The following is a 25,455-nucleotide window of genomic DNA, read 5'->3' on the forward strand; positions in this document are numbered from 1 at the left end:
ACTTGTCGGGGCCCCCGCCGGACCGTAGCGTCGGGGCTCAGTGCTGTTTCCGACGCTGTTCCTGACGTTCCTCCGCTTCTCCCCGTCGTTCCTCCCCGTGACTTTGGCTGGCTCCCACCATGTTTGACACCGCGACCGCGCGCGCCCAGAGCGTCAATCCCTGGCATGCGCTGTGGGCGCTGCTGATCGGGTTCTTCATGATCCTGGTCGACGCGACGATCGTGGCCGTCGCGAACCCGGCGATCATGGCGAGCCTCGGCGCCGGCTACGACGCGGTGCTGTGGGTGACCAGTGCCTACCTGCTGGCCTACGCGGTTCCGCTGCTGGTGGCCGGGCGCCTCGGGGACCGCTACGGGCCGAAGACCATGTACCTCATCGGGTTGGTGGTGTTCACCGCGGCGTCGCTGTGGTGCGGACTGTCCGACACGATCGGCATGCTCGTCGCCGCCCGGGTGGTGCAGGGTCTCGGCGCGGCGCTGCTGACCCCGCAGACGATGACGGTGATCACCCGGACGTTCCCGCCACACCGGCGCGGGGTGGCGATGAGCGTCTGGGGCGCCACCGCCGGCGTCGCGACGCTGGTCGGTCCGCTCGCCGGTGGCGTGCTGGTCGACCACCTCGGCTGGCAGTGGATCTTCATCGTCAACGTGCCGATCGGGGTCATCGGCCTGGTGATGGCCGTCTGGCTGGTCCCGTCGCTGCCCACCCAGGCGCGGCAGCGCTTCGACATACCGGGGGTGGTGCTCTCCGGGGTCGGCCTGTTCCTGATCGTGTTCGCGCTGCAGGAAGGTCAGTCCCACGGCTGGGCGGCGTGGATCTGGGTGACGGTCGCGGCCGGGATCGCGGTGATGGTGGCGTTCGTGTACTGGCAGTCCGTCAACACCGGACAGCCGCTGATCCCGCTGGTGATCTTCTGGGACCGCAACTTCTCGATGTCCAACCTCGGCGTGGCCACCATCGGGTTCGTCGCGACCGGGATGATCCTGCCGCTGATGTTCTACGCGCAGTCGGTGTGCGGTCTGACCCCGACGCAGGCGGCGTTGCTGACCGCGCCGATGGCCATCGCGACCGGTGTGCTGGCCCCGTTCGTCGGCAAGCTGGTCGACCGGTCCCATCCCCGGTCGGTGGTCGGGTTCGGGTTCTCACTGATGGCGATCGGGCTGACCTGGCTGTCGATCGAGATGACCCCGGCGACTCCGATCTGGCGGCTGTTGCTCCCGCTGACCGCGATGGGCGCCGCGATGGCGTTCATCTGGTCGCCGCTGGCGGCCACCGCGACCCGCAACCTGCCGCCGGAGCTGGCCGGTGCCGGTTCCGGTGTCTACAACACCACCCGTCAGGTCGGGTCGGTGTTCGGCAGCGCGGGCATGGCTGCGCTGATGACCTACGAGCTGTCGGCCAAGATCCCCGGTGCCGCCGACACGGCGCCGCAGGTCGAGGGTGCGGCCGCGCCGTTGCCGGAGTTCCTGCACGCCCCGTTCGCACTCGCGATGTCGCAGGCGATGCTGCTGCCCGCGTTCGTCGCGTTGTTCGGGCTCATCGCCGCACTGTTCCTGCTCGGGTTCCTCGGCGCCGACTCCGCGGAGGTGCCGGCCGAACCGATGGAGCCCTACGACCCCGACCACGAGCTGTACTGGGCCGACGGTGAGGACGAGTACATCGAGTACGAGGTGGAGTGGGTCGACGACACCCCGGACGAGTACGCCTGGGACGATCCCGCGGCCGAGATCGCCGGCGCCGACACCGACGTGCTCGGCTCGGTGCCCGGGCCCGCTGTGCGTGACGACGAGCAGTGGCGGCGCATCCTCGAGCAGCTGCTGGACGAGCCGAGCGGCAACGGGCGGTCTCACACCCGCGACTGATCCGGCTCCCCGGCAGCGGCCATCAACTCGTCCAGCGCGGCGTTGGCCTTGTTCAGCGCCACCGCCAGCGCGCCGATCGCCTTGTCCCGGACCCGTTCCTTGCCCGGCGGGAACACCGGGAACAAAGTGCGCGCCGCGTTGAGCCGTGCGGTGTCCAGCCACGCCGACAGGTCCGGATCCCGCAGCCAGCGCACCGTCGCGACGTTGTCCTCGCGCATATGCCGCAGCCAGTCGACCGGAGCGTCGGGGTGGGTGATCGGCACGCACAACGCATTGCGGGTCGCGTCGTCGGGGTAGGCCGCCTCGACGTGGGCGATGAACGCCGAGCTGAACACCTGCTGGCAACTGCGCACGCTCTGCAGCGTGATCCGGTCGCCGTCGAACACCGGCACCGACGGTGGGCGGGGCAATCCCTGGGTGGTGCAGTCGACATACAGCGACGGGCCCGCGGGCAGCGAGGCGCCGACGAAGCGGACGTGGTCGTGGCCGGCATGCTCGATGTGCCCGAGCCGGACCACGTCGCCGACGCGGCGCAGCTGTTCGAGCTCGCGCGCCGACACGATCGCGCAGTGGTACATCGTGGGCCGCACCGACGGATCGAGCCGGAACAGCACTTCGGCGGCCTCCAGCCGATCGAACAGGTCGTCGAGCGTGTCCGCGTCGGTGACCGCCTGCATCCGGGCGGCCATCGCGTCCCGCAGCCGCGGGGCGAAGTCCGGTCCCGGCTGGATGTTGGCCCGGTTGAGCAGCCACGAGTCCCGGGGCCGGACCCATCGCACCCGGTCCGGGCGAATCCCGTTGTGCAGCAACCACAGCACGCAGTCCATACCGGTCTTGCCGCCGCCGACGACGGTGAAGTGATCGTGCTCGGCGGCGTGGCGCGGCAGGTCGTTCGGCGCGACCACCGCTACACCGTCGGCGACCGAGAACGGCGGTCGCCGCATCGACTGCACCACGGTCAGCAGATAGGTCGCGTCCACCGTCCGGCGTCCCGCCGTGACCGTCTGCTCGGTGCCGTCGAGGACGCGAATCCTGTTGTCGCCCAGATAGCGGGTCATCGGTAGGTAGGTGAGCCGACCCGTCGGCAGCATCCGGTCGCGCATCACCCGGTCGTAGTACGCGCACACCTCGTGTCCGGTGGCGAGCTCGAAGAACCCCTCGTTGAAACCGCTGCGGTCGATCGCGTCCTCGTTGCCGAGGGCATGGGAGTTCACCCCGTAGTACGCCGACGGCTGGTGTAGCCGGACGAACGGGTAGACCGAGTTCCAGTGCCCACCCGGCTGGTGGTTCGCGTCCACGAGCACGACCGTCGCGTCCGTCTCGGTCAGCAGGGTGTCGACGAACGCCATGCCCATCGCCCCGGCCCCGACGACGAGGTAGTCGGCCTCGATGCTGGTCATCCTCCGCCACGGTACCGAAACCGCGCGAGGGACGACTCAGTCGAACAGCACCGCGCGGTTGAGATAACCGGTCGGGTCGAACGCGTTTTTCACCGCGCGCATCGCGGCGATGTCGGCTTCGGTACGCGCCATCGACAGGTAGTCGCGCTTGCGGGTTCCGACGCCGTGTTCGGAGCTGACGTTGCCGCCGTGGCCCGCGATCAGCGCCATCATCGCCGAATAGAGCTCGCGCTCGGCGGCGCCGGTCAGCGCGCAGCGCACGATGTTGAGGTGCAGGTTGCCCTCGCCGATGTGGCCGAAAAGCACCGGGATCGCATCGGGGGCGTGTTCGCCGATCAGCGCCGCGGCATCGCCGGCGAACGGCTGGATGGACGAAAGGGGGAGCGACACATCGAATTTCAGCGGCGGTCCGTACACGCCGAGCACCTCTGCGATCGACTCGCGGACCTGCCAGAGTCGCTGCTGGGCGTTCGTGTCGACACCGACGGCGGGTTCGCCGCAGAGCTCCGCGGTCTCCAGCGCGTCGGCCAGCCGCTCGGTCAGGTCCGTCTCCCCGGCCAGTTCGATCAGCAGTTGCCAGGCGCCGTCGACCGGGGCCGCCACCCCGGCGTGCTCGGCGGTCAGCGCGCTCGCCCGCGCGTCGATCAGCTCGAGGGCCGCGATGCCCTCCATGTCGCGGAACACCCGCCCGGTGGTGACCAGCGCGTCCAGGTCGGCGAAACCGCAGATCGCGGTGACCCGTTGGCGCGGGGTGGGGTGCAGGCGCAGATCGAGGGCGGTGATCACCCCCAGCGTGCCCTCGGCGCCGACGAACAGCGACGCCAGGTCGTATCCGGTGTTGTCGCTGCGCACCTGGCTGTGGCGGTGCACCACGGAGCCGTCGGGCAGGACGACGTCGAGCCCGAGCACCTGTTCGCCCATGTTGCCGTAGCAGACCGTGCGCAGCCCGCCCGCGTTCGTCGAGGCCATCCCGCCGACGGTCGCGGAGTCGCGCGCGGCGAGATCGACGCCGAACACCAGTCCGGCCGCGGTGGCCGCCCGCTGCACCTCGGCCAGCGTGACCCCGGCGCCGACGCGGATCCGGCGTTCGACGGTGTCGACCTCGCCGACCTCCCGTAGCCGCTCCGTGGACACCAGCACGTCGTCGTGTTCGGGCACCGTGCCCGCCACCAACGAGGTCCGGCCGCCCTGCACGGTCACGGCCACGCCCGCATCGCGGCACGCGCGCAGCACCGCGGCGACCTCGTCGGTGGAACCCGGCCGCACCAGCACCGAGGCCCGCCCCCGGTAGCGCCCGGTGTGGTCGACGCTGCGGCCGTCGAGCACGTCGCGGTCGGTGCTCACGTAGGTGGCTCCGACGATCTCCGTCAGCCGCTCGGTCAGCGCTTCGCTCACCCCGTCGGTGTATCACAAGTGGGCAGCGACAGGAACGCACCCAACTCGACCAGCCGGTCCGGCGTGCCGGGCAGGTAGTCGGTCAGATGCGGTGAGCGCACGATGACCGCGAGGTACTTCGCGCGGCTCACCGCGACGTTGAGCCGGTTGCGGTTGAGCAGGAACGAGATCCCGCGCGGCACATCGTCGATCGAGGACGCCGTCATCGACACGAACACCACCGGCGCCTGCTGTCCCTGGAATTTGTCCACCGTGCCCGCGCGCACCTCGGTCAGGCCGGCGGCGTCCAGGCGCCGACGCAGCTGCACCACCTGCGCGTTGTACGGCGTCACGATCAGGATGTCGTCCTGGACCAGCGGTCGGGTGACGTCCTTGTCGGTCCACGGTGTGCCCAGCAGTCGCCGGATCTCGGCGACGATCGCGTCGGCCTCCTCGGGGCTCTCGTTGGCGTTGCCGAGGTGGTCGACGGGCAGCGTCCGAACGCCGGGTGCGACGCCGTCGAGACGGCGTGCGGTGGTGACCGCCTCGTGCGAGTGCAGGCGTTCGTCGTAGGACAGCTTCGACACCGCCCGGCACACGTCGGGATGCATCCGGTAGGAGCGGTCCAGGAAGTAGCCGCGTTCGGGTGGCAGCGTGTGGTGCCCGTCGACGAGCCAGCCGAGCGCCGACCCGTCGACGGGCTCGGGGTGGGTGCCCTGGCTGACCTGCGGCAGCTGCTGCGGATCGCCGAGCAGCAGCAGGTTGCGGGCCGCCCGTGCGACGGCGACGGTGTTGGCGAGGCTGAACTGGCCGGCCTCCTCGATCACCAGCAGGTCGAGGCTGTCGCGGTCGAACTTGTTGGCATTGGCGAAATCCCACGCCGTCCCGCCGACCACGCAGCCGTCCTGGCAGACGAACTGTGCGTAGTCGTCGCGGTCCAGCTCGGTCCATCCGGTGCTGATGGTGTGCAGCTTCTTGCCGACGCGGGCGCCGTCCACCCCGGCGGCCATCACATCGCGGAACAGGTTCTCCACCACCGCATGTGACTGTGCGACCACCCCGATCCGCCAGTGATGCCGGGTCACCAGGGCGGCGATCACCTGCCCCGAGGTGTAGGTCTTGCCGGTGCCGGGAGGGCCGTGCACCGCAAGGTAGGAGGAGTCGAGATCCAGTAGGGCAGCGGTGATGTCGGCGACGACATCACCGGTGCGCGGCAGCGCGGCGCCGCTGCGGGTGCGCGGCGGGCGGCGCAGGAAGATGTCGGTCAGCGCGTCGGCGGGTAGGTCCGGCAGCCCGGCGGCGAACAAGGACGCGGTGTCGGCTATCGCGTCCTGCAGCATGGCCGTGCTGATCGGGGGGCCAGGGGTCAACGCGAAGGGCAGTTGGTCGAAGACCGGGCCGTCCTTGGGTTGACGTTCGACGATGACGACCTCGGTGGGTGCCTCCGGATCGTCGCAGCCGGTGACGGTCACCGTCGCGTACCCGCGCCGGTCCGGGTCGTCGGCCAGGCCCGTCGGCGACGGCGGGTCGTACAGCGCGTACATGGTGCCCGCCAGTTCGCCGTTGGCGAGCTCGCCGAACAGCCGGAGGTGGCGTTGCGGTTTACGGGCCCGCGGCGGGGTGTGCCAGTCGGCGACGATCTCGTGACGCTCGGCGATGAACACATCGCTGTCGTCGGCCCATTCGTCGACCGGGTTGTTGACGCGGTCGAAGTGGCCCCACCAGAACGGCTTGTCCTCGCGTTTGTGAAAACCCTTGGCGGCGGCCATCATCGCCGCGGCGTGCTGCTGCGGTGTGCGTTCGGAGATGCTGTCGCCCGCGAACTTCAGCAGCGCGCGCTCGACCGCGTCGACCTCGACGGTGCGTGGCTCGGGACCGCCGGGCACGCGGGCCGGCCCGCGCGGCGGCACTCCTGATTCGATGGCGCGGGCCATCATCCAGTCGCGCAGCCGCCGGGTGGAGCGGCAGTCGTAGCGGTTGTACTCCTCGATCTCCTTGAGCACGGTGGCGGCGTCGTCCGTGCGGCCCTCGGCGATCAGGTCGCAGTACCTGGCGTACTCGGTGATCGATGCGGTGGCGGTGGTGACCTCGCCGTCGCGCAACTCGTTGCCCATGTACAGCGGTTCCAGCGATTTGATGCTGTAGTTCTCGGTGCCGACGCGAATGCTCTTGCGCACCAACGGGTACAGGTCCACCAGCACGCCGTCGCGCAGCAGCTCGTCGACCTCGGCCTCGCCGACGCCGTAGCGGCCGGCCAGCCGCAGCAACGTGCTCTTCTCGTAGGCCGCGTAGTGGTAGATGTGCATCTTCGGGTAGCGGTTGCGCCGCTTACGCACGAACTTCAGGAAGTCCTCGAGCGCTTTCCGTTCCTGGGTGCGGTCGTGCGCCCAGAACGGGTGGAACCCGTCCGTCTGGGCCGGCGAGCCGGCCGATCCGGCGAGGGTCAGCACGCCCCACAGGTACTCCAGGCCCCAGTCGCGGCCGTCGGTGGTCCACAACGGGTCACCCTCGAAATCGAAGAACAGATCGCCTTTGTCGGCGTCGGGCAGCACCATCAGCGGCTGAGGGTCGACCAGCTCGTAGGGCGGCTTACCGTCGACGCGCTCGGCGATCTGCAGCCGGGCCTGCGCTGTGAGGGCGGTGACCGTCCGCGTCGACAGCTCGGGTACCGGCCCGTCGTGGGAGGCCAGTTCGTGCACCGTCGTGATGCCGGCGTCGAGCAACCGGGCCCGCGCGCTGACCCGCATCCCGGCGACAAGCAGCAGATCGTCGCGCTCGCGCACCTGTGTCTCGCACTCGGAGCAGCGGAAACACGCGCGGATGTGCTCGTCCTCCCACGCGACCGCCCGGCCACCGGCCAGGTGATCGTCGAGCAGCCGCTGCAGCGCGTCTCGGCGTGGCCGGTACACCGGCAGCAGCTCGTCGACGGGGTAGCTGACCGCGGTGCCGTCGCCGAGTACCAGGTCCACCCCCGGCGCCACCGGAACTCCTGCGGCGGTGAGGGTTTCGACGTAGGCGGCCATCTGCAGCAGTGCCTCGACCTTGACCGAGCGGGCGAGCTTGGTGTCGCGCAGCCGGTAGCGGCCGTCGTCGTCGAGCAGCAGGAAGTCGGCGAAGCCGGCGAACCGGCCGTCGAACATCGCCGCCTGGTAGACGACGGGGGAGCGGTGCTCGACCGCGCGCAGCGTCTGTTCGGCCGCGGCCGTCAACCCCGCGACGGTGTACCGGGGACGGCCGATGACCGTCACCTCGGTACCGGCCTTCAGCGTGTCCAGGTGCCGCTGCTCGTGCTCGTCACCCAGCGTCGCGGTGCGGGCCAGCAGTTCGTCGTCGCCGGACACCGCGGGACCCCAGCCCAACCGAGCGTCGAACGACCGCAGCAGCGCGTACTCGCAGCGCGCCGCGGCCGCGAGGTCGGAGGCGCTGTAGATGACACGGTCAACGCCGGCGTCGGTGGCGACGAACACGCAGCCACTGTAGGTGAGCGCCCCGACACCCTGCCCCCGCGAAATATCATTCCGGGCAGTGCTCGGCGGCCTCCGCGCAGCCCGGAATGATATTTCGCGGGTACCTAGCCGGGCGTGTTGCCGATCAGCTCCACACCGCTGCCGTTCCAGCGGAACTTGACCACGCTGTCGAGGCCAGGCACGCCGCTGGAGTACTTCAGCGCGACGGTGTCCCCGGTGGTCTGGGTGCCGTCGAGGTCGTTGAACCCGTACGTGTCCGGAACGCCCGTCGGGATGAACTTGCCCTGGTGGAACAACACCGCGCGGGTGTTCGGGTTGGACTGGTTGGTGTTGGCCTTGATGATCACCGCCGACAGCTGGGCGCACTCGTTGTAGTTGCCCGCCAGCGGCTCGGGGTTCCACGCCTGACCGCTGCGCGGGTCGCGGGGCAGCTCCGACACCGCCTTGGCGATCTCGGGGGCGGCCAGGTCGGTGGCGCACGGATCGTCGGCGGGCGCGGGGCCCGGGAGCGGTCCGGCGGGCGGTGGAGCCGCGGGGGCCGCGGGCGCCGCGCTGACCGGTGCGGTCTGGTCCGGTGTCTTGGACACCGTCGAGTCGCCGGGACTGCATGCCGTGACGGTGAGTGCCGCCGCCACCACACAGATGTTGGTCGCCGCCCAATTCACGTTGGGCACCGTACGGCAGTCCGCGTGGCCGTGGGGCAAGGCTCGCCCGGGCCAGAAGTCACGGTCGGCCGGATCACCGTCTTGTACGCACTAGACTTCTTCCTCGATGACGTCTACAAACGCGGAGCCCGACCCCGCTGCCCTGACCTTTTCCGACCTGCAGATTCACCCTGCGGTGCTGAAGGCTGTCTCCGACGTCGGCTACGAATCACCCTCACCGATCCAGGCCGCCACCATCCCCGCCATGTTGAACGGCTCCGATGTGGTCGGCCTCGCACAGACCGGCACCGGCAAGACCGCTGCGTTCGCGATCCCGATCCTGTCCAAGATCGACACCGAGAGCCGCAACACCCAGGCCCTGGTGCTGGCCCCGACCCGTGAGCTCGCGCTGCAGGTCGCCGAGGCGTTCGGCCGTTACGGCGCCCAGCTGCGCGTCAACGTGCTGCCGATCTACGGTGGCTCGTCCTACGTGCCGCAGCTGGCCGGACTCAAGCGCGGCGCGCAGGTCGTCGTCGGCACCCCGGGCCGGGTGATCGACCACCTGGAGAAGGGCAGCCTGGACCTCTCCCATCTGGATTACCTGGTTCTCGACGAGGCCGACGAGATGCTGCAGATGGGCTTCGCCGAGGATGTCGAGCGCATCCTGGCCGACACCCCCGAGTACAAGCAGGTCGCGTTGTTCTCCGCGACCATGCCACCGGCGATCAAGAAGATCACCGCCAAGTACCTGCACGATCCGGTCGAGGTCACCGTCAAGTCCAAGACCCAGACCGCCGAGAACATCACGCAGCGCTACTTCCTGGTGTCGTATCCGCGCAAGATGGATGCGCTGACCCGGCTGCTGGAGACCGAGCAGGGCGACGCGATGATCGTGTTCGTCCGCACCAAGCAGGCCACCGAGGAGGTCGCCGAGAAGCTGCGCGCCCGCGGGTTCGCGGCGGCGGCCATCAACGGCGACATCCCGCAGGCCGTCCGCGAGCGCACCATCAGCCAGCTCAAGGACGGCACCATCGACATCCTGGTCGCGACGGACGTCGCGGCCCGTGGTCTGGACGTCGAACGGATCAGCCACGTCGTCAACTTCGACATCCCGCACGACCCCGAGTCCTATGTGCACCGCATCGGCCGCACCGGGCGCGCCGGACGCTCGGGTACGGCGCTGCTGTTCGTGACGCCGCGCGAGCGTCACCTGCTCGGCGCGATCGAGCGTGTCACCCGGCAGAAGCTGGTGGAGTCCGAACTGCCGTCGGTCGAGGACGTCAACGAGAAGCGGGTCGCGAAGTTCCGCGACTCGATCACCGACGCGCTGGACAAGCCCGGCATCGACCTGTTCCGCACGCTGGTGGAGGGTTACGAGCGCGACCACGACGTCCCGATGGCCGACATCGCCGCGGCGCTGGCGCTGCAGAGCCGCAACGGTGAAGAGTTCCTGATGACGGAGCCGCCGCCGGAGAAGCGCCGCGAGCGTCCGGACCGTGGAGACCGCGGCGACGCCTCGTCGCGTAAGCCGCGCGAGCGGCGCAGCGATCTCGCGACCTACCGCATCGCGGTCGGCAAGCGGCACAAGGTCGCGCCCGGCGCGATCGTCGGCGCCATCGCCAACGAGGGCGGGCTGCACCGCAGCGACTTCGGCCACATCACGATCAAGATGGACCACTCGCTGGTGGAGTTGCCCGCGAAGCTGTCCGGGAAGACGCTGAAGGCGTTGGAGAACACCAAGATCCAGGGCCAGCTGATCCAGCTGCAGCCCGATCGCGCACCGAAACCTCACAGAGGGAAGCCCAAGACGAAGTGACCGTGTTTTCTCGGCCGCCCGGTTCCGGCATCGACGCCGCCGGCGGCCTGGAGTCCGTCACGCGTGAGCGCGTCTCGTCACTGACCGGAATCCGCGCGGTCGCGGCGCTGCTGGTGGTGCTCACCCACGCCGCCTACACCACGGGCAAATACCCGCAGGGCTATGTGGGCCTGGTGTATTCGCGGATGGAGATCGGCGTGCCGATCTTCTTCGTGCTGTCCGGGTTCCTGTTGTTTCTGCCGTGGGTGAAGGCCGCGCACTCCGGCCAGGCATCCCCGTCGGTGCGCCGGTACGCGTGGCACCGGGTGCGGCGCATCATGCCCGCCTATGTGGTCACGGTGATCGCGGCCTATCTCGTCTATCACTTCCGCACCGCGGGCCCGAACCCCGGCCACACCTGGGAAGGCCTGTTCCGCAATCTCACGCTGACCCAGATCTACACCGACGACTATCTGTATTCGTTTCTGCACCAAGGGCTTACCCAGATGTGGAGCCTGGCGGTCGAGGTGGCGTTCTACGTGGTGCTGCCGGCGCTGGCGTACCTGCTCCTGGTGGTGCTGTGCCGGCGGCAGTGGCGTCCCGGGCTGCTGCTGACCGGGCTGGTGGCGTTGGCGCTGGTGTCCCCGGCGTGGCTGTGGCTGGTGCACTCGACCGACTTCCTGCCCGACGGCGCGCGGCTGTGGTTGCCGGGATACCTGGCGTGGTTCGTCGGCGGGATGATCCTGGCCGCACTGCAACCGCTGGGGGTACGTGCCTACGCGGCGGTGTGCGTGCCGTTGGCCATCGTCTGCTACCTGATCGCTTCGACCCCGATCGCCGGCGAGCCGACGACCTCGCCCGCCGCGCTGCACGAGGCTCTTTTCAAGACCGCGTTCTACACCGCGATCGCGACGCTGGTGGTGGCCCCGCTCGCGCTGGGCAACACCGGGTGGTATTCGCGCTTCATGGCGAGCAGGCCGATGGTCTTCCTCGGCGAGATCTCGTACGAGATCTTCCTGATCCACCTCATCACGATGGAACTCGTGATGGTCGAGATCATGCGCAAACCGGTCTACACCGGATCGATGTGGCAGCTGTTCTTCGGCACGATGATCGTCACGATCCCGCTGGCCTGGGTGCTGCACCGGTTCACCCGCTTGCGGACCTGACGCGGGGCCCTGCCACACCCCGGAGAAGTTAGGTTATCTTGGCCTAAGTATTCGAAGGGGTGATGGTTGATGTCGGACGCCAAGTTGTCACGCGGGTTCGCCGGTGCGGTGCTCAAGCTGCTGCGGGCGGGTGACTACGAGCTGGCGGTGACCGGCCGCACCGAGGTCAGCCCGCACTATCTGCGGCTGAGCTTCCGTGCCGGGGGACTGCTGGACGATCGTCCGTTGCACCCCACGCAGTGGGTCCGGCTGTGGTTCTCCGATGCGGGCAAGCTGCACCAGCGCGGCTACACCCTGGTCAACCCCGACCCGGCCAACGACAGTGTCGACATCGAGTTCGCGTTGCACGACGGTGTCGCGTCCAACTGGGCCGAGCGCGCACAGCCGGGCGACACCATCGAGGCGACCGTGCTCGGCAGCAACTTCGCGCTGCCCGAGCCGCGCCCGGCGGGCTATGTGATCGTCGGCGACACCGCGTCGCTGCCGGCGATCAACTCGCTGCTCGACGCGATCGGCGACGCGCCGGCGCGGATCTTCCTGGAGGCCGCGCACGACGACGACAAGCAGCTGCCGGTGCGCCGTCCCGCCGACGTGACGTGGGTGGACCGCAAGAACTCCGGCGAGGCGCTGATCGAGGCCGTCGGCTCGGCGGCCTTCGACGCCGCCGACCACTTCGGCTGGGTCGCCTGCGACAACCGCACCACGCGCGCGGTGGCCAAGCTGATGCGCGAGGACTACAAGATCGCGCGCAAATCGATCAAGGCGCAGGCCTACTGGGTCGCCTGATCGGCCCGTTCCGGGAGCACGATCGGTACGACGAACTCTTCGAGCATCGCGCGCTCGTCCGCTTCGTCGTGGCCGGGGAACAGCATCAGCGAGGTCATCACGCGGACCAGCCAGCGAGCCCGGTGCGCGACGAGTTCGGCGTCGTCGGGCCCGAGCGAGATCACGAAGGCCTCGGTCAGCGCCTTGATCACCTCGGACTGCTCGGCCATCTCGGCCCCGATCGGGCGTTGGGTGGTGGCGAACCACGACGACAGCGCCGGGCTTTCGCGCACGTTGCGCAGCGAGTTCAGCATGCCTTCGATCAGCCGCTCACGCGGATCGTCGAACGACATGATGTGCTCGGTCATCTCGCGGTACAGACGGTAGCTCTCGCGGTGCACGTAGGCCGTGTAGAGGGCTTCCCGATTCTCGAAGTAGCGGTACAGCGTGGCCCGCGAACAGCCGGCGGCCGCGGCGATCTCGTGCATGCCGACGGTCGCGGCGGGCTGTGCGGCGAACAGCTCCCCGGCCGCGTCCAGGATCCGGTCGGCGGCGACCTCGGTGCGTCGGGCCGCCAGCCAATCGCCGGCCATCAGCCCACCACCGTGAACGGCACCGACAGCGGCCGCCGGACGTAACTGCCGCCCGACCACACGATCCCGGCCTCGTCGACCTCGAAATCCGGGATCCGGGTGAGTAGTTCGGTCAGTGCCACCCGGGACTGCATGCGGGCAGCCGCGGCGCCCAGGCAGTGGTGCGCGCCATGGCTGAACGTCAGGATGTTGCGTGGCCTGCGGGTGACGTCGAGTTCTGCTGCGGTGTCGCCGAATTGGCGTTCATCACGGTTGCCGGAGCCGTAGAGGAACATCACCCGGCGGCCCTGCGGGATCGTCACGTCGCCGATCGTCACGTCCCGGGTCACCGTGCGGCCCAGCATCTGTACCGGCGAGGTGAGCCGCAGGAACTCGTCGACGGCATCCGGGATGAGCTCCGGTCGCTCGCACAGCAGCCTGCGTTGGTCGGGTCGCTGGTGCAGCAGTTGCACCGAGCCGCCGAGCATTCCGGTGGTGGTGTCGTTGCCCCCGGTGACCATCGTGAACGTGAACGCCAGGATCGACAGCACGCCTGAGATGTCGCCGTCGGCGCCGACACCGGCCGCCACCAGGTGTGAAACCGTGTCGTCCTCGGGTTCGACCCGACGGCGCTCGATCAGCGCGGTGAAGTAGCCCATCATCTCACCGAGCGCATCGCCGAGTGTGCCCAGCGCGCCGCCGATTCCGCCCTCGCTGGTGTTGGCGGCGACGATCGCGTCGGTCCAGCCGTCGAACTTGCCGCGGTCCTCCTCGGGCACCCCGAGATAGTGCGCGACGACCATCGACGGCAGCGGTTTGAACAGTTCGGCGACGATGTCTCCGCCGCCGGCGGCCCTGAGCCGCTCGATCCGCTCGACCACGTAGTCGCGGACCTTGGGTTCGACGGCCTCCACCTGGCGTGGGGTGAATCCGCGCGCGACGAGCTTGCGGAACTCGGTGTGCGCCGGCGGGTCCTGCATGACCATCGGCGGATTGTCGGCGAGCCCGATCAGGTCCAGCTCGCCGTAGTTCACCGTGAGGCCCTGCGCGGACGAGAACGTCTCGTGGTCGCGGGCGGCGGCCCAGATGTCGGCGTGGCGGGACAACACGTAGAAGTCGTGCTCCGGTCGGTCCGCGGGGACGACGTGGTGTACCGGATCGTGGTCGCGCAGCGCCCGGTACATCGGCCACGGATCACGCCAGGTGTCCGCCGTGGCCAGCTCGAACCTGGCAGGCGAGCTGTGAGACAGAAGTGCGACCATGTCTTATGGGTACGACACATTCGAGAAGATGTCAATCATTCGTGGGATTCTCATCGATCGCGGATCTCATTGTCGATGGCGGACGGGCGGATCTGCTGACGCTGCGCAGCGCCGGCAGGCCGGGCGCAGCCCAGCGCCGCTGATGCCGCTCCGACGCCGGTTGAGAGTTTCCGGTGATCATCACCCTGACGCGCATTTGCCGGGCCTCGATGTTCAGCGAGACGATGACGGAAGCAGTGGCCGACGTCGTTTCATGGCCGTCACATGATGCTCGCTCCGCCATCGACGACGAGCGTGGCGCCGGTGATGAAGCTCGCGCGACTGGAGGCGAGGAAGGCGATTGCTTCGGCGATTTCAGCAGGTTTGCCGGCGCGTCCCAGGGGATTCGGCTCCGCCGGTATCTGCGTCACCACGGTGTTGACGCGGATGCCCGCGGAGCCGAACTCGGCGGCCCAGGTTCGGGTCAGTGCGGCGACGGCACCTGTCGCCGCCGACGCGACGTTGACGATCGCCCCGCCACCGTGGCGGGTCATGCAGGGGGCGACGGCGGCCACCAAAAAGTACAGACCGGCCAATGCATCAACGTCCACGACGTCGGCGTTGTTGACCAGGATGTCGACCGGCACCTGCCGGGCGAGGTGGTCGACGGATTCCAGGTCGGCCAGGTCAGCGGCGATGAACCGGGCGCCTGGACCGAGTTCGTCGACGGCGGCCCGGCCTGCGCCCGTCTGTCGGCCGCTGAGGATGAGCTGAGCACCGGCCTGCTTGAGCAGGCGTGCGGTGACCCGTCCGAGTTCCGAGGCGCAGTCGGTCACCAGGGCCGTTCGTCCCGGCTCCTCCGAAGTGCTCACAACCTGCACTCCCTTCGGTGGCATTCGACAACAGTGGCAGTCGGGGCACCGGCAGGGACCACGGAAAACCCGTAGTCCGCTGGTAGCCCTGCATCCGTCGTGCAGACGTGACAGGATTTGCCGATAACCGCGGCCGGGGGGCGTGGGCTGCACCGGCGTTCCAGACAGGTGGTCATCTCGATCGTGACGGCGATCCACGACCGAAGCAGTGGGGTGTTGCCGGGCCGCACCGCCGAATGCCTGGCGCTGCGTGAGTTGTTGGACGCGCTGCGCTGCGGGCGCAGCGAAGTGCGAGTGCTGCTGGGTGAGGCCGGTATCGGGAAGACGGCGCTGCTGACGTTTCTTCGCGAGTCCGCCGCGGATTGCACCGTGTTGACCGCGGTCGGAGTCGAATCCGACATGGAGTTGGCGTTCGCGGGCCTGCAGCAGTTGTGCGCCCCGTTGATGGATCACCGGCTGGGTTTGCCGCCACCGCAGCGGGAGTCGTTGGAGGGGGCCTTCGGGCTCAGCGATACCGGCGCCGCGCCGAACAGGTTCCTGGTCGGGTTGGCGGTGCTCGGGCTACTTGCGGCCGCCGCGGCGGACCGACCCGTGGTGTGTGTCGTCGACGATGTGCAATGGCTGGACCAGGCGTCTGCGCAGACGCTGTTCTTCGTCGCGCGCCGTCTGCAGGCCGAGTCCGTGGGTTTGGTCTTCGCGTCGCGTACCCCGATCGACGGCACCGCGGGGTTGCCCACCCTGGTGGTGGGCGGGCTCGACGACGGTGACGCGCGCAGGTTGTTGGAGTCGGCCTTCCCAGGACGACTGGATGCGGCGATCCTGGACCGGATCGTCGCCGAGGCGCGGGGAAACCCGTTGGCGCTGTTGGAGACTCCGAAGGACGTCACCGCCCTGCACGCGGGTACCGTCAGCGCCGGCGTCGAAGAGCACTACCGCGTCCTGATCGCCGATCTGCCCGACGACACCCGAATGCTGCTGCTCGTCGCGGCCGCCGAACCGGTGGGAGACCCTGCCCTGCTGTCGCGTGCGCTGGCGTATCTGGACCTCAAACCTGCCGCGATGACGCCCGCGTACGACCTCGGTCTGATCGCGGTCGACACCAGGGTGCAGTTCCACCACCCGCTGGCGCGATCGGTGGCGTACCGCTGTGCCACCGGCGATCAGCGACGGCTCGCGCATGCGGCGCTGGCGGCGGTCACCGATCCCGCTGTCGACCCGGACCGGCGGGCCTGGCACCGCGCGCTGGCCGCCGACTCCCTCGACGAGCAGGTGGCACTCGAGCTGGAGAGCTCCGCAGGCCGGGCGCTGCAGCGCGGCGGAACGGCCTCTGCCGCAGCCTTTCTGACGCGCGCGGTGGAGTTGACGCCCGACCCGGCCCTCCGTGCCGGCCGCGCCCTGGCCGCTGCCGAGGCCCACCGCGAGATCGCATCGTTCGACAGCGCGCGCCGCCTGTTGGCCACCGCGGCACTGGGGCCGCTGACTGACCTGCAACGAGCCCGGTCCGCGCAACTACGGACCCGACTGGCGTTCGCCTCTGCACGCGCCGTCGGTGACCCCGACGCGCTGGTGACCGCCGTGTCGCAGTTCACGGCGGTAGCGGATCAGTTGATGGCGCTCGACACCGCCCTGGCCACCGAGGCGTACCTGGAGGCCCTCAGCGCGGCGATGTACGTCGGGCGCATCGGAGACGGGTTGGCGGCCGAGGTCGCCATCACCGCCCGCGCCGCGCTGGCGAAACTGCAGCCGAGGACCCCGCTGGATCTGGTGACCCATGCGCTGGCTCACCGGTTGGCCGTGGGTGCCGTCGAGGCGATGCCGGCCATGCGCCGCGCCCTGGCCGCGCTCAAGGAGTCCACCAGGGATCTCGGCCAGGGATGGTTTTGGCGGGCATTCCCGCTCGTTCACGATTGCCTGATCCATGAGACTTGGGATGACGGCTGGCGTGATGTTTCGGCGCACGCGGTGAAGCTGGCCACTGACAGCGGGACGCTGGCGCTGCTGCCGTCGGCGCTGCTATCGCGGGCCGGTGCAGCCGTGGAGAACGGTGAATTGGCCACGGCCGGTGCGCTTGTCGCCGAGGCCAACGACCTGGCGATCGCCATCGACTACGCCCCGTTGAAGTACCACTGGATCATCGTGGCGGCCTGGCGGGGCGACGAAGCCGAAGCCACCCGATTGACAACGGCAGCCCTGGAATCCGGCCGGGCCCGTGGCGAGGGTCGGGTGATCGGGCTGGCGTACTACGCCACCGCCGTGCTCAACGTGGGGCTGGGCCGCTACGCCGACGCCCTGGCTGCGGCCCGTCATGCCGGTGAATACGACGACCTCGGGTTCTATCCCGAGTTGCTGGCCGAGATGGTCGAGGCTGGTGTGCGCTGCGATGACCGTGTGGCCGCCGAGCAGGCCTTCGCCCGCCTACGGGAGCGGACGCGGGCGGCCGGCACACCCCGAGCCCTGGGCTCACTGGCGCGCTCGCGGGCGCTACTCAGCAGCGGCGAGCAGGCTGAAGCGCTCTACCGGGAGGCGATCGGCCATTTCGAGGCGACGTCACAGCGGATCCAGCTGGCCCGGGCCCGACTGCTGTACGGGGAGTGGTTGCGCCGTAACGGCCCCGCCACTGTCGCCCGAGTGCCGCTGCACCTCGCCCACCAGGAGTTCGTCCAGATGGGATCGATGGCCTTCGCGGAGCGGGCCCGCCGCGAATTGCAGGCTGCCGGCCAGAAGACCCGCAAGCAGCCGACGGCCGCCGGTGATGAATTGAGCCCGCAGGAGCGGCAGATCGCCGAGCTGGCAGGCCAGGGCCTGACCAATCAGGAGATCGCCGGTCAGCTGTTCATCAGCGCGCACACTGTGGAGTGGCATCTGCGGAAAGTGTTCACCAAATTGGGCATTCGATCGCGCCGCGAGCTCCGGCGGAAGTTCGGCTAGCCGCCCGGGGCGGGGGCCTCCAGCGGCAGGCACACGATGAACCGGGTGTCGCCCGGCCTCGACCGCACGGAGATGAGGCCGCTGTGCCGGTCGACGACGATGCGCCATACCAGATCAAGCCCGAGCCCGAGGCCGTCCCCGACGGGCTTGGTGGTGAAGAACGGGGTGAAGATGCGGTCGATGATGTCGTGCGGAATGCCGGGTCCGTCATCGCAGATCTCCACCCGGATCATCGAGTCGTTCTCCCGCCGGGTGCGCACGGTCAGCGTGCCGCGGCCGTTCATCGCGTAGAGGGCGTTGTCGATCAGATTGGTCCACACCTGATTGAGATCGGCGGGATAGCAGTGCAATTCGGGCAGGGTCTGGTCGAGGTCCTTGACCAGGGTGACCGGATGGCCCATCATGGCGATCTTGTCGCCGAACATCAGCACGGTGCTACGCAGCATCTGGTGGACGTCGATGCACTGGTAGGGGCCGCGATCCATCTGAGAGTAGGGTTTGGCGCCGTTGACCACCGCGGCGATGCGGGCGCCGGCCTCGGCGATCTCCCGGATGCGCATCTCGCTGTCGATGAACTGTTTGAGCCAGCTGATGGCGCACTCCAGGCACGCCGGTGCGACGGCCGCCGCGACGCGGTCCAGCCAGCTGACGTCCAGACCGGCCTCCACCAGGGTGGGGGCGTAGCGCCAGCTGTCGTCGATGCCGTGCTCGCCGAACCAGTCGTCGATTGCGTCTTCGCGGTCTGCGGCCTCCATCGGTGAGAGTGTTTCTGCTGCAGTGCTTGCGGTGATGTCAGCCTGCAGCGTGAGCAGGGCCGGCAGCGCGTCCGGGTCGGTCACCGCCAGGACACCCAGATTGCGGTGCGACTCGGCCAAGCTGTCGCGCAGGTCGGCAACGGCCCGGACCGTGGCCGCAGCGGGGTTGTTCAGTTGATGGGTGAGTCCGGCTGTCAGGGTGGCCAGGGCATGCTGCTTCTCTTGCAGGCCCAGGAGCTGTCGCTGGCGCAGCCCGCCGATCGCGGTGCTCTCCAGTAGGTGCACCGCGACGGGCCACACCGTCTGCATGAACCGAGCAAAGAAGTCGGCGGCCACCACGAACAGCCGCGACCGCCGTGTCACCCGCACGGTGACGTCGTAGACGGTGGCGCATCCGGCGATCGCGCCGAAGTAGGTACCGCGCTCGGATGTACGGTGCAGTTCGACGTCGTGGGCCCCCGAGCGCTTCGTCGTCACCACGTCGCCGCCGTCGAGAAGTACGTAAAACGATTGCGCCAATCCACCTTCCCGGCACACCGGACCGGCGTCGACGTCGGTGATGATTCCGTTGGAGCCCAGAGCGTCGAGTTGCTCGTCGGTGAGGAACTCGAAGAGGAACACCGTACGCAGCTCGTCCTTGAGGCTCTGCGACGCAACGCAGCGGCCCGGGTCGAGGAGCTCGCGCCACCCCGCCATGGGTCGGCCGGTGCGCAATGGCGGCTGCACGTCCACGTCAGTCCTCGAGAAACACGACGTTCGCGGTCACCGGATTGCGTGGCGTGTTGATGCTGTTGGCCGGAAAAGCCGGATCGGCGTAGCCGATGCAGATTCCGCACAGCACGGTGAGTTCGTCGGGAATGTCGAGTTGCTCGCGCACCACGTCCGGGTAGAGGGCGGTGGATACCTGGACACAGCTGTCGAGGCCCCGTTCGGTCAACGCCAGCAGCAGGGTCTGCAGGAACATACCCACCCCGATGGCGTCGGGCAGCCCCAGATCGCGGTGCATACATACGATTCCGGCCACCGGGGCGTGGAAGAAATCCCAGTTGCGCAGCTGCGCGGTCCAGCGGCCCTCGCTGTCGTCGCGAGCCACGCCCATGGCGCCGTACAGCAGGGCGCCGAGCTCGCGGCGCAGATGGCTGTGCGAGTCGGGCAGACCGAGATTCGGGGGCGGGGTGGTGCGCACCTGCTTGGCCAACGCAGCGCCGAGACGAACACGCCGAGCACCGGAGGCCAGGAAAACCCGCCAGGGTTGGACATTGGAGTTCGAGGGTGCGCGCATGGCCAAAATCAGCGCCTCCTGCAGTAACTCCTGCGGTACGGGTTTGTCCGGCAGAAACATTCGGGAGGAGTGCCGGCGAAGCACCACGTCGTCGAAGTCCATCGTTCTCCTATCAGACGGCGGTGCCGCCGCCGTCGACGTGCAGGGTGGTTCCGGTGATGAAGCTGGCACGCGGGGAGACCAGAAAATAGATGGCCTCGGCGATCTCGGTGGGATCTGCGGTCCGCCCGAGCGGGAGTGCGCGGCCGAGTTCGTCGTTGGTTTCCCCCCATTCGGCCGCGACACCCTCGGTGGCGGTCGGGCCTGGCGCGACGTTGTTGACTCGGATGTTGTGCGGACCGAACTCGACTGCCCACGTTCGGGTCAACTGCTCGACGGCTGCTTTGGATGCGCTGTACACCGACGCGCCGGGAACACCTTTGGACGCCACCATGGAGGTGACGTTCACGATGGCCCCGCCGCCGCGTCGGATCATGACGGGCGCCGTCTCGGCCACCAGGAAGTAGAGCCCTCGGACATTGGCGGCGAAGGTGTGTCCGAACTCGTTCTCGTCCTGGTCGATGGTCAAGCCGGCAGGGAAGCGAGCGGCGTTGTTGACCAGGATGTCGACCTCGTACTTCTTGGCCAGCCGTTCCACACCGGCGGGGTCGGCCATGTCGACGGCGGCGAATTGTGCTGTCGGACCGAGTTTTTCCTTTGCCTGCTGTCCGCGTTGGGAGTTGCGGCCGGTGATGATCACCGAGGCGCCCCCGTCCACCAGTCGCTGGGCTGTCGCAAAGCCGATGCCGGCGGTCCCGCCGGTGACCAGGGCGGTACTGCCGGCAAGTTCGGTCATCGGTCCAGCCACTCTGCGAGCCGGGTGGTACCCAGCTCGGCGCCATCGCCGGTGACCAGGCTGTTCTGCTGTACCGGGACACCGAAGTAGGTGGCCTGCGGATCGACGATGACAGGTAGATTCTTACCCTGAGCGGCGAAGACGGCGCGGGCCAGGTCGGCAAACGACATTTTCTCCGGCCCGCCGAAGTTGAGGACAGCGTTGTGCGGCGCCTCGGTGGCCACCCGCGCGACCACGCCCGCGACCTCGGCTGCAGCAACGGGCTGGATCAAGGCGTCCGGCGCATGGACCTGACCGTCGACCACCAGTGATCCGGCGATTCCTTCGGTGAATTCGTGGAACTGGGTGGCCCGCACGATGGTGTAGGGCACGCCGGAGTCGGCCACCAGTTGCTCCTGGAGATGCTTGCCGTGGAGGTAGCCGTCGGCCTCGATGCTGCCGACACCGACGATCGACAACACCACGTAGTGCCGCACATCGGCCTTCTTGGCTGCCGCGAGCAGCGTGGTGGCCGAGGCGGTGAAGAACTCCAGTGCCGGTCCGGGTTCCAGGGTGGGGGAGTTGAGTACGTCGACGACCACATCGGCGCCCTCGAAGGCAGCGCCCACACCGTCTCCGCTGACAGCGTCGACCCCGGAGGACCGAGAAGCGGCTTTGACGTGATGTCCTGCGGCGCGAAGTAATTCGACAACCTGGGCGCCGATCAGGCCGGTAGCGCCCACCACGGTGATCTTCATGACTGTCCCTTCTGAAATCGGCGGTTCTTGCGTTGTTCGAGTTCTGCGCCGTCGACGAGGACGAACATGTCGACGCCCGGCTGACAGAGCATGGTGACCAGGAAACGTAGCGGGATGTCCTCGCGGTTGTTGCCGTCCGAGTAGTGGATGACGTCGCCGCCCGGTTCCCAGAACGCCTCGCCGGCCTTGATGACCCGCGGTGCTTCCCCCTCGAGCTCGAAGAGCATCTCTCCCTCGAGGACGTAGCCGAAGCACGGCCCACCGGGATGACGATGCGGTGGCGCGCCTGTGTCTCCCGGACCCCATTCGATGATCGCGGTCATCGCGTCGGCGCCCTCGGGGATGAGGGGCGGTTTGACCGATTGGATGACGGTCATCGCCGTCATGAGCTTGTCCATGACGTCAGACATCGACTGTTCCTCTCTTCAGATTCTTCTGTCGTTTACCGCCTTTGGGCCAGAAATAGCTGCCCGGGTTGCGGGCCTCCTTGGCGAGGAAGGAGACCGTGCCCTTGCACACTGATTCCTTGATGGTGGCGGCGAGGCGACCGCCGAGGTGCAGCGGCAGCGCTTCGTCGTTGAAGTGCGACATCTGGATGGTGCCGGCGTGGCGGCCCAGGCTGATGCACTGGCCCACCGAGGCCGGGTTCAGGTTCTCGGGAGCGTTCCCGTCGAGTCGCGCCAGGACGGTGTCGGCGGCGTGGGAGGCCAGCGGCATGGCGAGTTGGCAGCTCATCCGCAGCGGCTGTGCAGACGGTGAGGCCGCGTCTCCGGCGGCGATGATCGCGGGATCGTCGACGCTGGTGAGAGTTTCGTCGGTGAGCAACCGGCCCAGTCGGTCGGTGCTCAGTCCGCTGTCGGCGGCCAGTGTGGGGACGCCGAAACCCGCGGTCCACACGGTGGCCGCACTCGGTAGTTCCTTGCCGTCCCGCAACGCGATTCGGTCTGGCTGAACTTGCGTGACGGTTTCGTTGTCGACGACGGTCACACCGAGCTTGCTCAGGCGCTTGGCCACCGAGCGGCGGCCGCCCTTGGCCAGCGAGGGGCCCAGCGCACCGGTGACCAAAGTGACGTTGCGGCCGGCTTCGGCGAACTCGGAGGCGGCTTCGATACCCGTAAGGCCGCCGCCGACCACCACGATCGGCGCCTGGATCGGAATGTCGACCAGGCGGGCGGCCAGCCGCTGCGCAGCCTCTAGTTCGCCCAGCGGATAGGCGAATTCAGCGGCACCCGGTATAGCGGCCGGGACCGGGGCGGTGCTGCCGACGGCATAGATCAAGTAGTCGTAGTCAAGGGTTGCGCCAGAGGACAGCCGCAGCGAGTGAGCGGCGGCGTCGATGCGCTCGGCACTGTCGACCACCAATGTCACCGAGCCGGCCAGCACCGTCGAATAGTCCTCGATTGCGTCGTCGTTACCGGCGACCAACTGGTGCAACCGGATTCGTTCGACGAACTGCGGCCGCGGGTTGACCAGGGTGACGTCGATGTCGGGGCGTTGGCGCAGCCGGTTGGCGGCCAGGACACCGGCGTATCCGCCGCCGACGACCACGATGCGCGTGGTGGTGCTCATCTGTTTCTCCTCACGCCTACGACGCTGCCATCCAGGGGCTGGTCAGGGACCACGGAAAACCCGTAGTCCTCGGCCCGTGGCGCGCTACACCCGGTAGTCACGCGCTGCATGCGGCAAGGACTACGGGTTTTCCGTGGTCCCTGGTCTGCGCTGTGCTGGAAGGCTGCCGGTATGAGTGATCACGTGCTGGAACCGGCGGCCCAGGAGTTCGCCGATGCGACCGCCACACCACCGTTCCTTTATGAGTTGGGCCCAGAGGGCGCTCGCAAGGTGCTCGACGATGTGCAGGCTGCTCCGATCGACAAGCTCGACGTCGACGAGCGGTGGGTCACGGTGCCCTGCGAAGACGGCGACGTGGCCGTGCGGATCGTGGCGCCGCCCGCCGCGCATGGTCCGCTGCCGGTGGTTCTCTACATCCATGGCGGGGGCTGGGTGCTAGGCAATGCGGCGACCCATGACCGCCTGGTGCGCGAGTTGGCGGTCGGTGCCCACGCGGCAGTGGCGTTCGTGGAGTACGACCGCTCACCGGAGGCGCGGTACCCGGTGGCGATCGAGCAGGCCTATGCCACCGCCCAATGGATTACGGAGCGCGGCGCCGGCGAGGGGTTGGACGCCGCGCGGATGGCTGTGGCCGGTGATTCAGTGGGCGGTGACATGGCCGCTGCGGTGGCGATCATGGCCAAACAGCGCGGCGACGTCACCTTCATCCATCAGTCGCTGTACTACCCGGTGACCGACGCCGCACAGGACACCAGCAGTTACCGAGAGTTCGCCGAGGGCCCGTTTCTCACAGCGAAGTCGATGGCGTGGTTCTGGGACTGCTATCTGCCCGACGCGGCGACGCGCTCGGAGATCACCGCCTCGCCGCTGCGCGCCACTGTCGACGACCTGCGGGATTTGCCGCCGGCGCTGGTGATCGTCGACGAGAACGACGTCCTGCGCGACGAGGGCGAGGCCTATGCCCGGAAACTGACCGCGGCCGGTGTGCGCACGACGAGCGTCCGGTTCAACGGCATCATCCACGACTTCATGATGCTCAACCCGCTCCGCGGCACCGCGGCAACCACCGCGGCGGTCGAACTGGCGGTCCACACATTGCGGAAAGCCTTCGAGAAATGAACACAACCGATGAGATTGCCCCGACCAGATCTCGTCGACGCGGATGAGTGACAAGTCCTTGGTGCTGGTAACCGGTGCCGCCGGCTATGTCGGCAGCCACGTCGTCAGTCAACTGCTCCGCCGGCGATACCCGGTGCGCGCCGCCGTGCGTAGCCGAGCCCGAGCCCGGGAACTCTCCGAAACCGTTGCCGGGCAGGGGCTGGACCCGGGACTGATCGAGATGGTGCCGGCCGACCTCACTGCTGACGACGGGTGGCCGGAGGCGGTCGCCGGAGTCGCAGACGTGCTGCATATCGCCTCACCGTTCCCGGCCGAAGCTCCTGAGAACGACGATGAGATCATCATCCCCGCGCGCGAAGGCGCCCTACGGGTCCTGCGTCACGCCCGCGATGCGGGCTGCCGCCGGGTCGTCATGACGTCCTCGTTCGCCGCCGTGGGGTACTCCGACAAAGCGGGCGAGCACTGGACCGAGGACGACTGGACCGACCCGGACGACGACAACACCGCCTATATCCGGTCCAAGGCCATCGCCGAGCGCGCAGCATGGGACTTCATCGAAACGCAGGGCGGCGGGCTCGAACTGACGACGTTGGTGCCCGTGGGTATTTTCGGTCCCACTCTCGGCCCGCATCTGTCCACGTCGGTGAAGTTCATCCAGTCGATGCTCACCGGTGCTCTCGATCGAGTTGCTCCGCAGTACTTCGGCGTCGTCGACGTGCGCGACGTCGCGACCGCCCACTTGCAGTCGCTGGCGACGGCCGGCGCAGCCGGTGAACGCATCCTGCTGGCAGCCGACGGACCTGCGGAGAGCTTTCTGGGGATCGCGCGCATCCTGCGCGAGCGTCTGGGTGTCGCGGCGGCGAAGGTCCCCACCAGCGAGTACAGCGAAGCCGAAGTCCGCGAACTCGCTCAGACAGTGCCGGCGTTGCGCGAGGCGGTGTCTCGGCTCGGTCGGCGCCCGCAGATCAGCAACGCAAAGGCCAAGGCGGTGCTGGGCTGGGTACCGCGTCCGGTTGGCGAGACCATTCTTGATACCGCGCAGTCGCTGATCGCCAACGACCTGCTGTGA

20 protein-coding genes are annotated in these 25,455 nt (G+C 68.5%); 7 read left to right on the forward strand and 13 right to left on the reverse strand.

Going from position 1 to position 25,455, the window contains the following annotated elements; all coding sequences use genetic code 11:
* Window positions 1–119 precede the first annotated feature (119 nt).
* Entirely contained in the window at window positions 120–1,862 is a 1,743-nt protein-coding gene (locus NTM_RS14340; RefSeq protein WP_163766673.1) for an MFS transporter, read from the forward strand.
* On the opposite strand, the gene NTM_RS14345 is transcribed toward NTM_RS14340, so the two are convergent.
* The 4 genes from NTM_RS14345 to NTM_RS14360 all read right to left on the reverse strand — a co-directional run bounded on the left by NTM_RS14345 (window position 1,847) and on the right by NTM_RS14360 (window position 8,768).
* Window positions 1,847–3,262 carry an NAD(P)-binding protein gene (locus NTM_RS14345; protein WP_163766674.1) on the reverse strand — a complete coding sequence of 472 codons (1,416 nt, stop codon included), beginning with the start codon at window positions 3,260–3,262 and terminating at the stop codon, window positions 1,847–1,849. The genes NTM_RS14340 and NTM_RS14345 overlap by 16 nt on opposite strands.
* A gap of 36 nt (window positions 3,263–3,298) precedes the next feature.
* A complete protein-coding gene (locus tag NTM_RS14350; protein ID WP_104865063.1) occupies window positions 3,299–4,657 on the reverse strand; it encodes an FAD-binding oxidoreductase in 1,359 nt (452 codons plus the stop codon).
* On the reverse strand, window positions 4,654–8,103 hold the full coding sequence (locus NTM_RS14355; protein ID WP_163766675.1) for a TM0106 family RecB-like putative nuclease: 3,450 nt from the start codon (window positions 8,101–8,103) through the stop codon (window positions 4,654–4,656). Before NTM_RS14355 ends, NTM_RS14350 begins: the two co-directional genes overlap by 4 nt.
* 104 nt (window positions 8,104–8,207) lie before the next feature.
* A complete protein-coding gene (locus NTM_RS14360) occupies window positions 8,208–8,768 on the reverse strand; it encodes an LppP/LprE family lipoprotein (RefSeq protein WP_104865118.1) in 561 nt (186 codons plus the stop codon).
* Between the two features lie 106 nt (window positions 8,769–8,874).
* On the opposite strand from NTM_RS14360, the gene NTM_RS14365 reads away from it, so the two are divergent.
* The 3 genes from NTM_RS14365 to NTM_RS14375 all read left to right on the forward strand — a co-directional run bounded on the left by NTM_RS14365 (window position 8,875) and on the right by NTM_RS14375 (window position 12,497).
* Window positions 8,875–10,563, forward strand: coding sequence for a DEAD/DEAH box helicase (locus NTM_RS14365; RefSeq protein WP_104865061.1), 1,689 nt, complete (start codon window positions 8,875–8,877; stop codon window positions 10,561–10,563).
* On the forward strand, window positions 10,560–11,711 hold the full coding sequence (locus NTM_RS14370; RefSeq protein ID WP_163766676.1) for an acyltransferase family protein: 1,152 nt from the start codon (window positions 10,560–10,562) through the stop codon (window positions 11,709–11,711). The genes NTM_RS14365 and NTM_RS14370 overlap by 4 nt, the downstream gene beginning before the upstream one ends.
* A gap of 69 nt (window positions 11,712–11,780) precedes the next feature.
* Window positions 11,781–12,497, forward strand: coding sequence for a siderophore-interacting protein (locus tag NTM_RS14375; protein WP_163766677.1), 717 nt, complete (start codon window positions 11,781–11,783; stop codon window positions 12,495–12,497).
* On the opposite strand, the gene NTM_RS14380 is transcribed toward NTM_RS14375, so the two are convergent.
* The 3 genes from NTM_RS14380 to NTM_RS14390 form a co-directional block, all read right to left on the reverse strand.
* Entirely contained in the window at window positions 12,482–13,069 is a 588-nt protein-coding gene (locus tag NTM_RS14380) for a TetR/AcrR family transcriptional regulator (protein WP_163766678.1), read from the reverse strand. The two genes, NTM_RS14375 and NTM_RS14380, sit on opposite strands and share 16 nt — an antisense overlap.
* Window positions 13,069–14,310: a cytochrome P450 gene (locus tag NTM_RS14385; protein ID WP_163766679.1), complete on the reverse strand. Its 1,242-nt coding sequence runs from the start codon at window positions 14,308–14,310 to the stop codon at window positions 13,069–13,071. The genes NTM_RS14380 and NTM_RS14385 overlap by 1 nt, the downstream gene beginning before the upstream one ends.
* A gap of 260 nt (window positions 14,311–14,570) precedes the next feature.
* Window positions 14,571–15,161, reverse strand: a complete 591-nt coding sequence (locus NTM_RS14390) for an SDR family NAD(P)-dependent oxidoreductase (protein WP_232079710.1) — start codon at window positions 15,159–15,161, stop codon at window positions 14,571–14,573.
* Window positions 15,162–15,329: 168 nt separating this feature from the next.
* Here NTM_RS14390 and NTM_RS14395 point away from each other — a divergent pair, with 168 nt between their 5' ends.
* Window positions 15,330–18,089, forward strand: coding sequence for an AAA family ATPase (locus NTM_RS14395; protein ID WP_232079711.1), 2,760 nt, complete (start codon window positions 15,330–15,332; stop codon window positions 18,087–18,089).
* Here NTM_RS14395 and NTM_RS14400 read toward each other — a convergent pair.
* Genes NTM_RS14400 through NTM_RS14425 form a run of 6 tightly spaced genes read right to left on the reverse strand, consistent with a single transcriptional unit; the run spans window position 18,086 to window position 23,267 of the window.
* The gene (locus NTM_RS14400) at window positions 18,086–19,540 is read right to left on the reverse strand and encodes an ATP-binding protein (protein WP_163766681.1); all 1,455 of its coding nucleotides are present in this window, start codon (window positions 19,538–19,540) and stop codon (window positions 18,086–18,088) included. The genes NTM_RS14395 and NTM_RS14400 overlap by 4 nt on opposite strands.
* Window positions 19,541–19,577: 37 nt before the next feature.
* A complete protein-coding gene (locus NTM_RS14405; protein WP_083144201.1) occupies window positions 19,578–20,228 on the reverse strand; it encodes a nitroreductase in 651 nt (216 codons plus the stop codon).
* A 10-nt stretch (window positions 20,229–20,238) separates the two neighbouring features.
* Complete coding sequence (locus tag NTM_RS14410) at window positions 20,239–20,961, reverse strand: SDR family NAD(P)-dependent oxidoreductase (RefSeq protein WP_163766682.1); 723 nt, start codon at window positions 20,959–20,961, stop codon at window positions 20,239–20,241.
* Entirely contained in the window at window positions 20,958–21,698 is a 741-nt protein-coding gene (locus NTM_RS14415; protein ID WP_104865054.1) for an SDR family oxidoreductase, read from the reverse strand. The genes NTM_RS14410 and NTM_RS14415 overlap by 4 nt, the downstream gene beginning before the upstream one ends.
* Window positions 21,695–22,108 carry a cupin domain-containing protein gene (locus NTM_RS14420; RefSeq protein ID WP_104865053.1) on the reverse strand — a complete coding sequence of 138 codons (414 nt, stop codon included), beginning with the start codon at window positions 22,106–22,108 and terminating at the stop codon, window positions 21,695–21,697. The genes NTM_RS14415 and NTM_RS14420 overlap by 4 nt, the downstream gene beginning before the upstream one ends.
* Window positions 22,101–23,267 (reverse strand): NAD(P)/FAD-dependent oxidoreductase, encoded by a 1,167-nt coding sequence (locus NTM_RS14425; RefSeq protein WP_104865052.1) that lies wholly within the window; start codon window positions 23,265–23,267, stop codon window positions 22,101–22,103. The genes NTM_RS14420 and NTM_RS14425 overlap by 8 nt, the downstream gene beginning before the upstream one ends.
* A 171-nt stretch (window positions 23,268–23,438) precedes the next feature.
* Here NTM_RS14425 and NTM_RS14430 point away from each other — a divergent pair, with 171 nt between their 5' ends.
* Together NTM_RS14430 and NTM_RS14435 are read left to right on the forward strand one after the other, a co-directional pair.
* The gene (locus tag NTM_RS14430; protein WP_104865051.1) at window positions 23,439–24,386 is read left to right on the forward strand and encodes an alpha/beta hydrolase; all 948 of its coding nucleotides are present in this window, start codon (window positions 23,439–23,441) and stop codon (window positions 24,384–24,386) included.
* A gap of 43 nt (window positions 24,387–24,429) precedes the next feature.
* Window positions 24,430–25,455 carry an NAD-dependent epimerase/dehydratase family protein gene (locus NTM_RS14435; protein ID WP_163766683.1) on the forward strand — a complete coding sequence of 342 codons (1,026 nt, stop codon included), beginning with the start codon at window positions 24,430–24,432 and terminating at the stop codon, window positions 25,453–25,455.

This window comes from Mycolicibacterium parafortuitum (assembly GCF_010725485.1).
In the GTDB taxonomy this organism is placed as follows: domain Bacteria; phylum Actinomycetota; class Actinomycetes; order Mycobacteriales; family Mycobacteriaceae; genus Mycobacterium.

What these genes read in the sequence shown, in the direction of transcription:
- NTM_RS14340 (WP_163766673.1), top strand. Translation starts at nt 120, where the DNA reads ATGTTTGACACCGCGACCGCGCGCGCCCAGAGCGTCAATCCCTGGCAT.
- NTM_RS14345 (WP_163766674.1), bottom strand. Translation starts at nt 3,262, where the DNA reads ATGACCAGCATCGAGGCCGACTACCTCGTCGTCGGGGCCGGGGCGATG.
- NTM_RS14365 (WP_104865061.1), top strand. Translation starts at nt 8,875, where the DNA reads ATGACGTCTACAAACGCGGAGCCCGACCCCGCTGCCCTGACCTTTTCC.
- NTM_RS14375 (WP_163766677.1), top strand. Translation starts at nt 11,781, where the DNA reads ATGTCGGACGCCAAGTTGTCACGCGGGTTCGCCGGTGCGGTGCTCAAG.
- NTM_RS14380 (WP_163766678.1), bottom strand. Translation starts at nt 13,069, where the DNA reads ATGGCCGGCGATTGGCTGGCGGCCCGACGCACCGAGGTCGCCGCCGAC.
- NTM_RS14385 (WP_163766679.1), bottom strand. Translation starts at nt 14,310, where the DNA reads ATGGTCGCACTTCTGTCTCACAGCTCGCCTGCCAGGTTCGAGCTGGCC.
- NTM_RS14400 (WP_163766681.1), bottom strand. Translation starts at nt 19,540, where the DNA reads ATGGCGGGGTGGCGCGAGCTCCTCGACCCGGGCCGCTGCGTTGCGTCG.
- NTM_RS14405 (WP_083144201.1), bottom strand. Translation starts at nt 20,228, where the DNA reads ATGGACTTCGACGACGTGGTGCTTCGCCGGCACTCCTCCCGAATGTTT.
- NTM_RS14410 (WP_163766682.1), bottom strand. Translation starts at nt 20,961, where the DNA reads ATGACCGAACTTGCCGGCAGTACCGCCCTGGTCACCGGCGGGACCGCC.
- NTM_RS14415 (WP_104865054.1), bottom strand. Translation starts at nt 21,698, where the DNA reads ATGAAGATCACCGTGGTGGGCGCTACCGGCCTGATCGGCGCCCAGGTT.
- NTM_RS14420 (WP_104865053.1), bottom strand. Translation starts at nt 22,108, where the DNA reads ATGTCTGACGTCATGGACAAGCTCATGACGGCGATGACCGTCATCCAA.
- NTM_RS14425 (WP_104865052.1), bottom strand. Translation starts at nt 23,267, where the DNA reads ATGAGCACCACCACGCGCATCGTGGTCGTCGGCGGCGGATACGCCGGT.
- NTM_RS14430 (WP_104865051.1), top strand. Translation starts at nt 23,439, where the DNA reads ATGAGTGATCACGTGCTGGAACCGGCGGCCCAGGAGTTCGCCGATGCG.
- NTM_RS14435 (WP_163766683.1), top strand. Translation starts at nt 24,430, where the DNA reads ATGAGTGACAAGTCCTTGGTGCTGGTAACCGGTGCCGCCGGCTATGTC.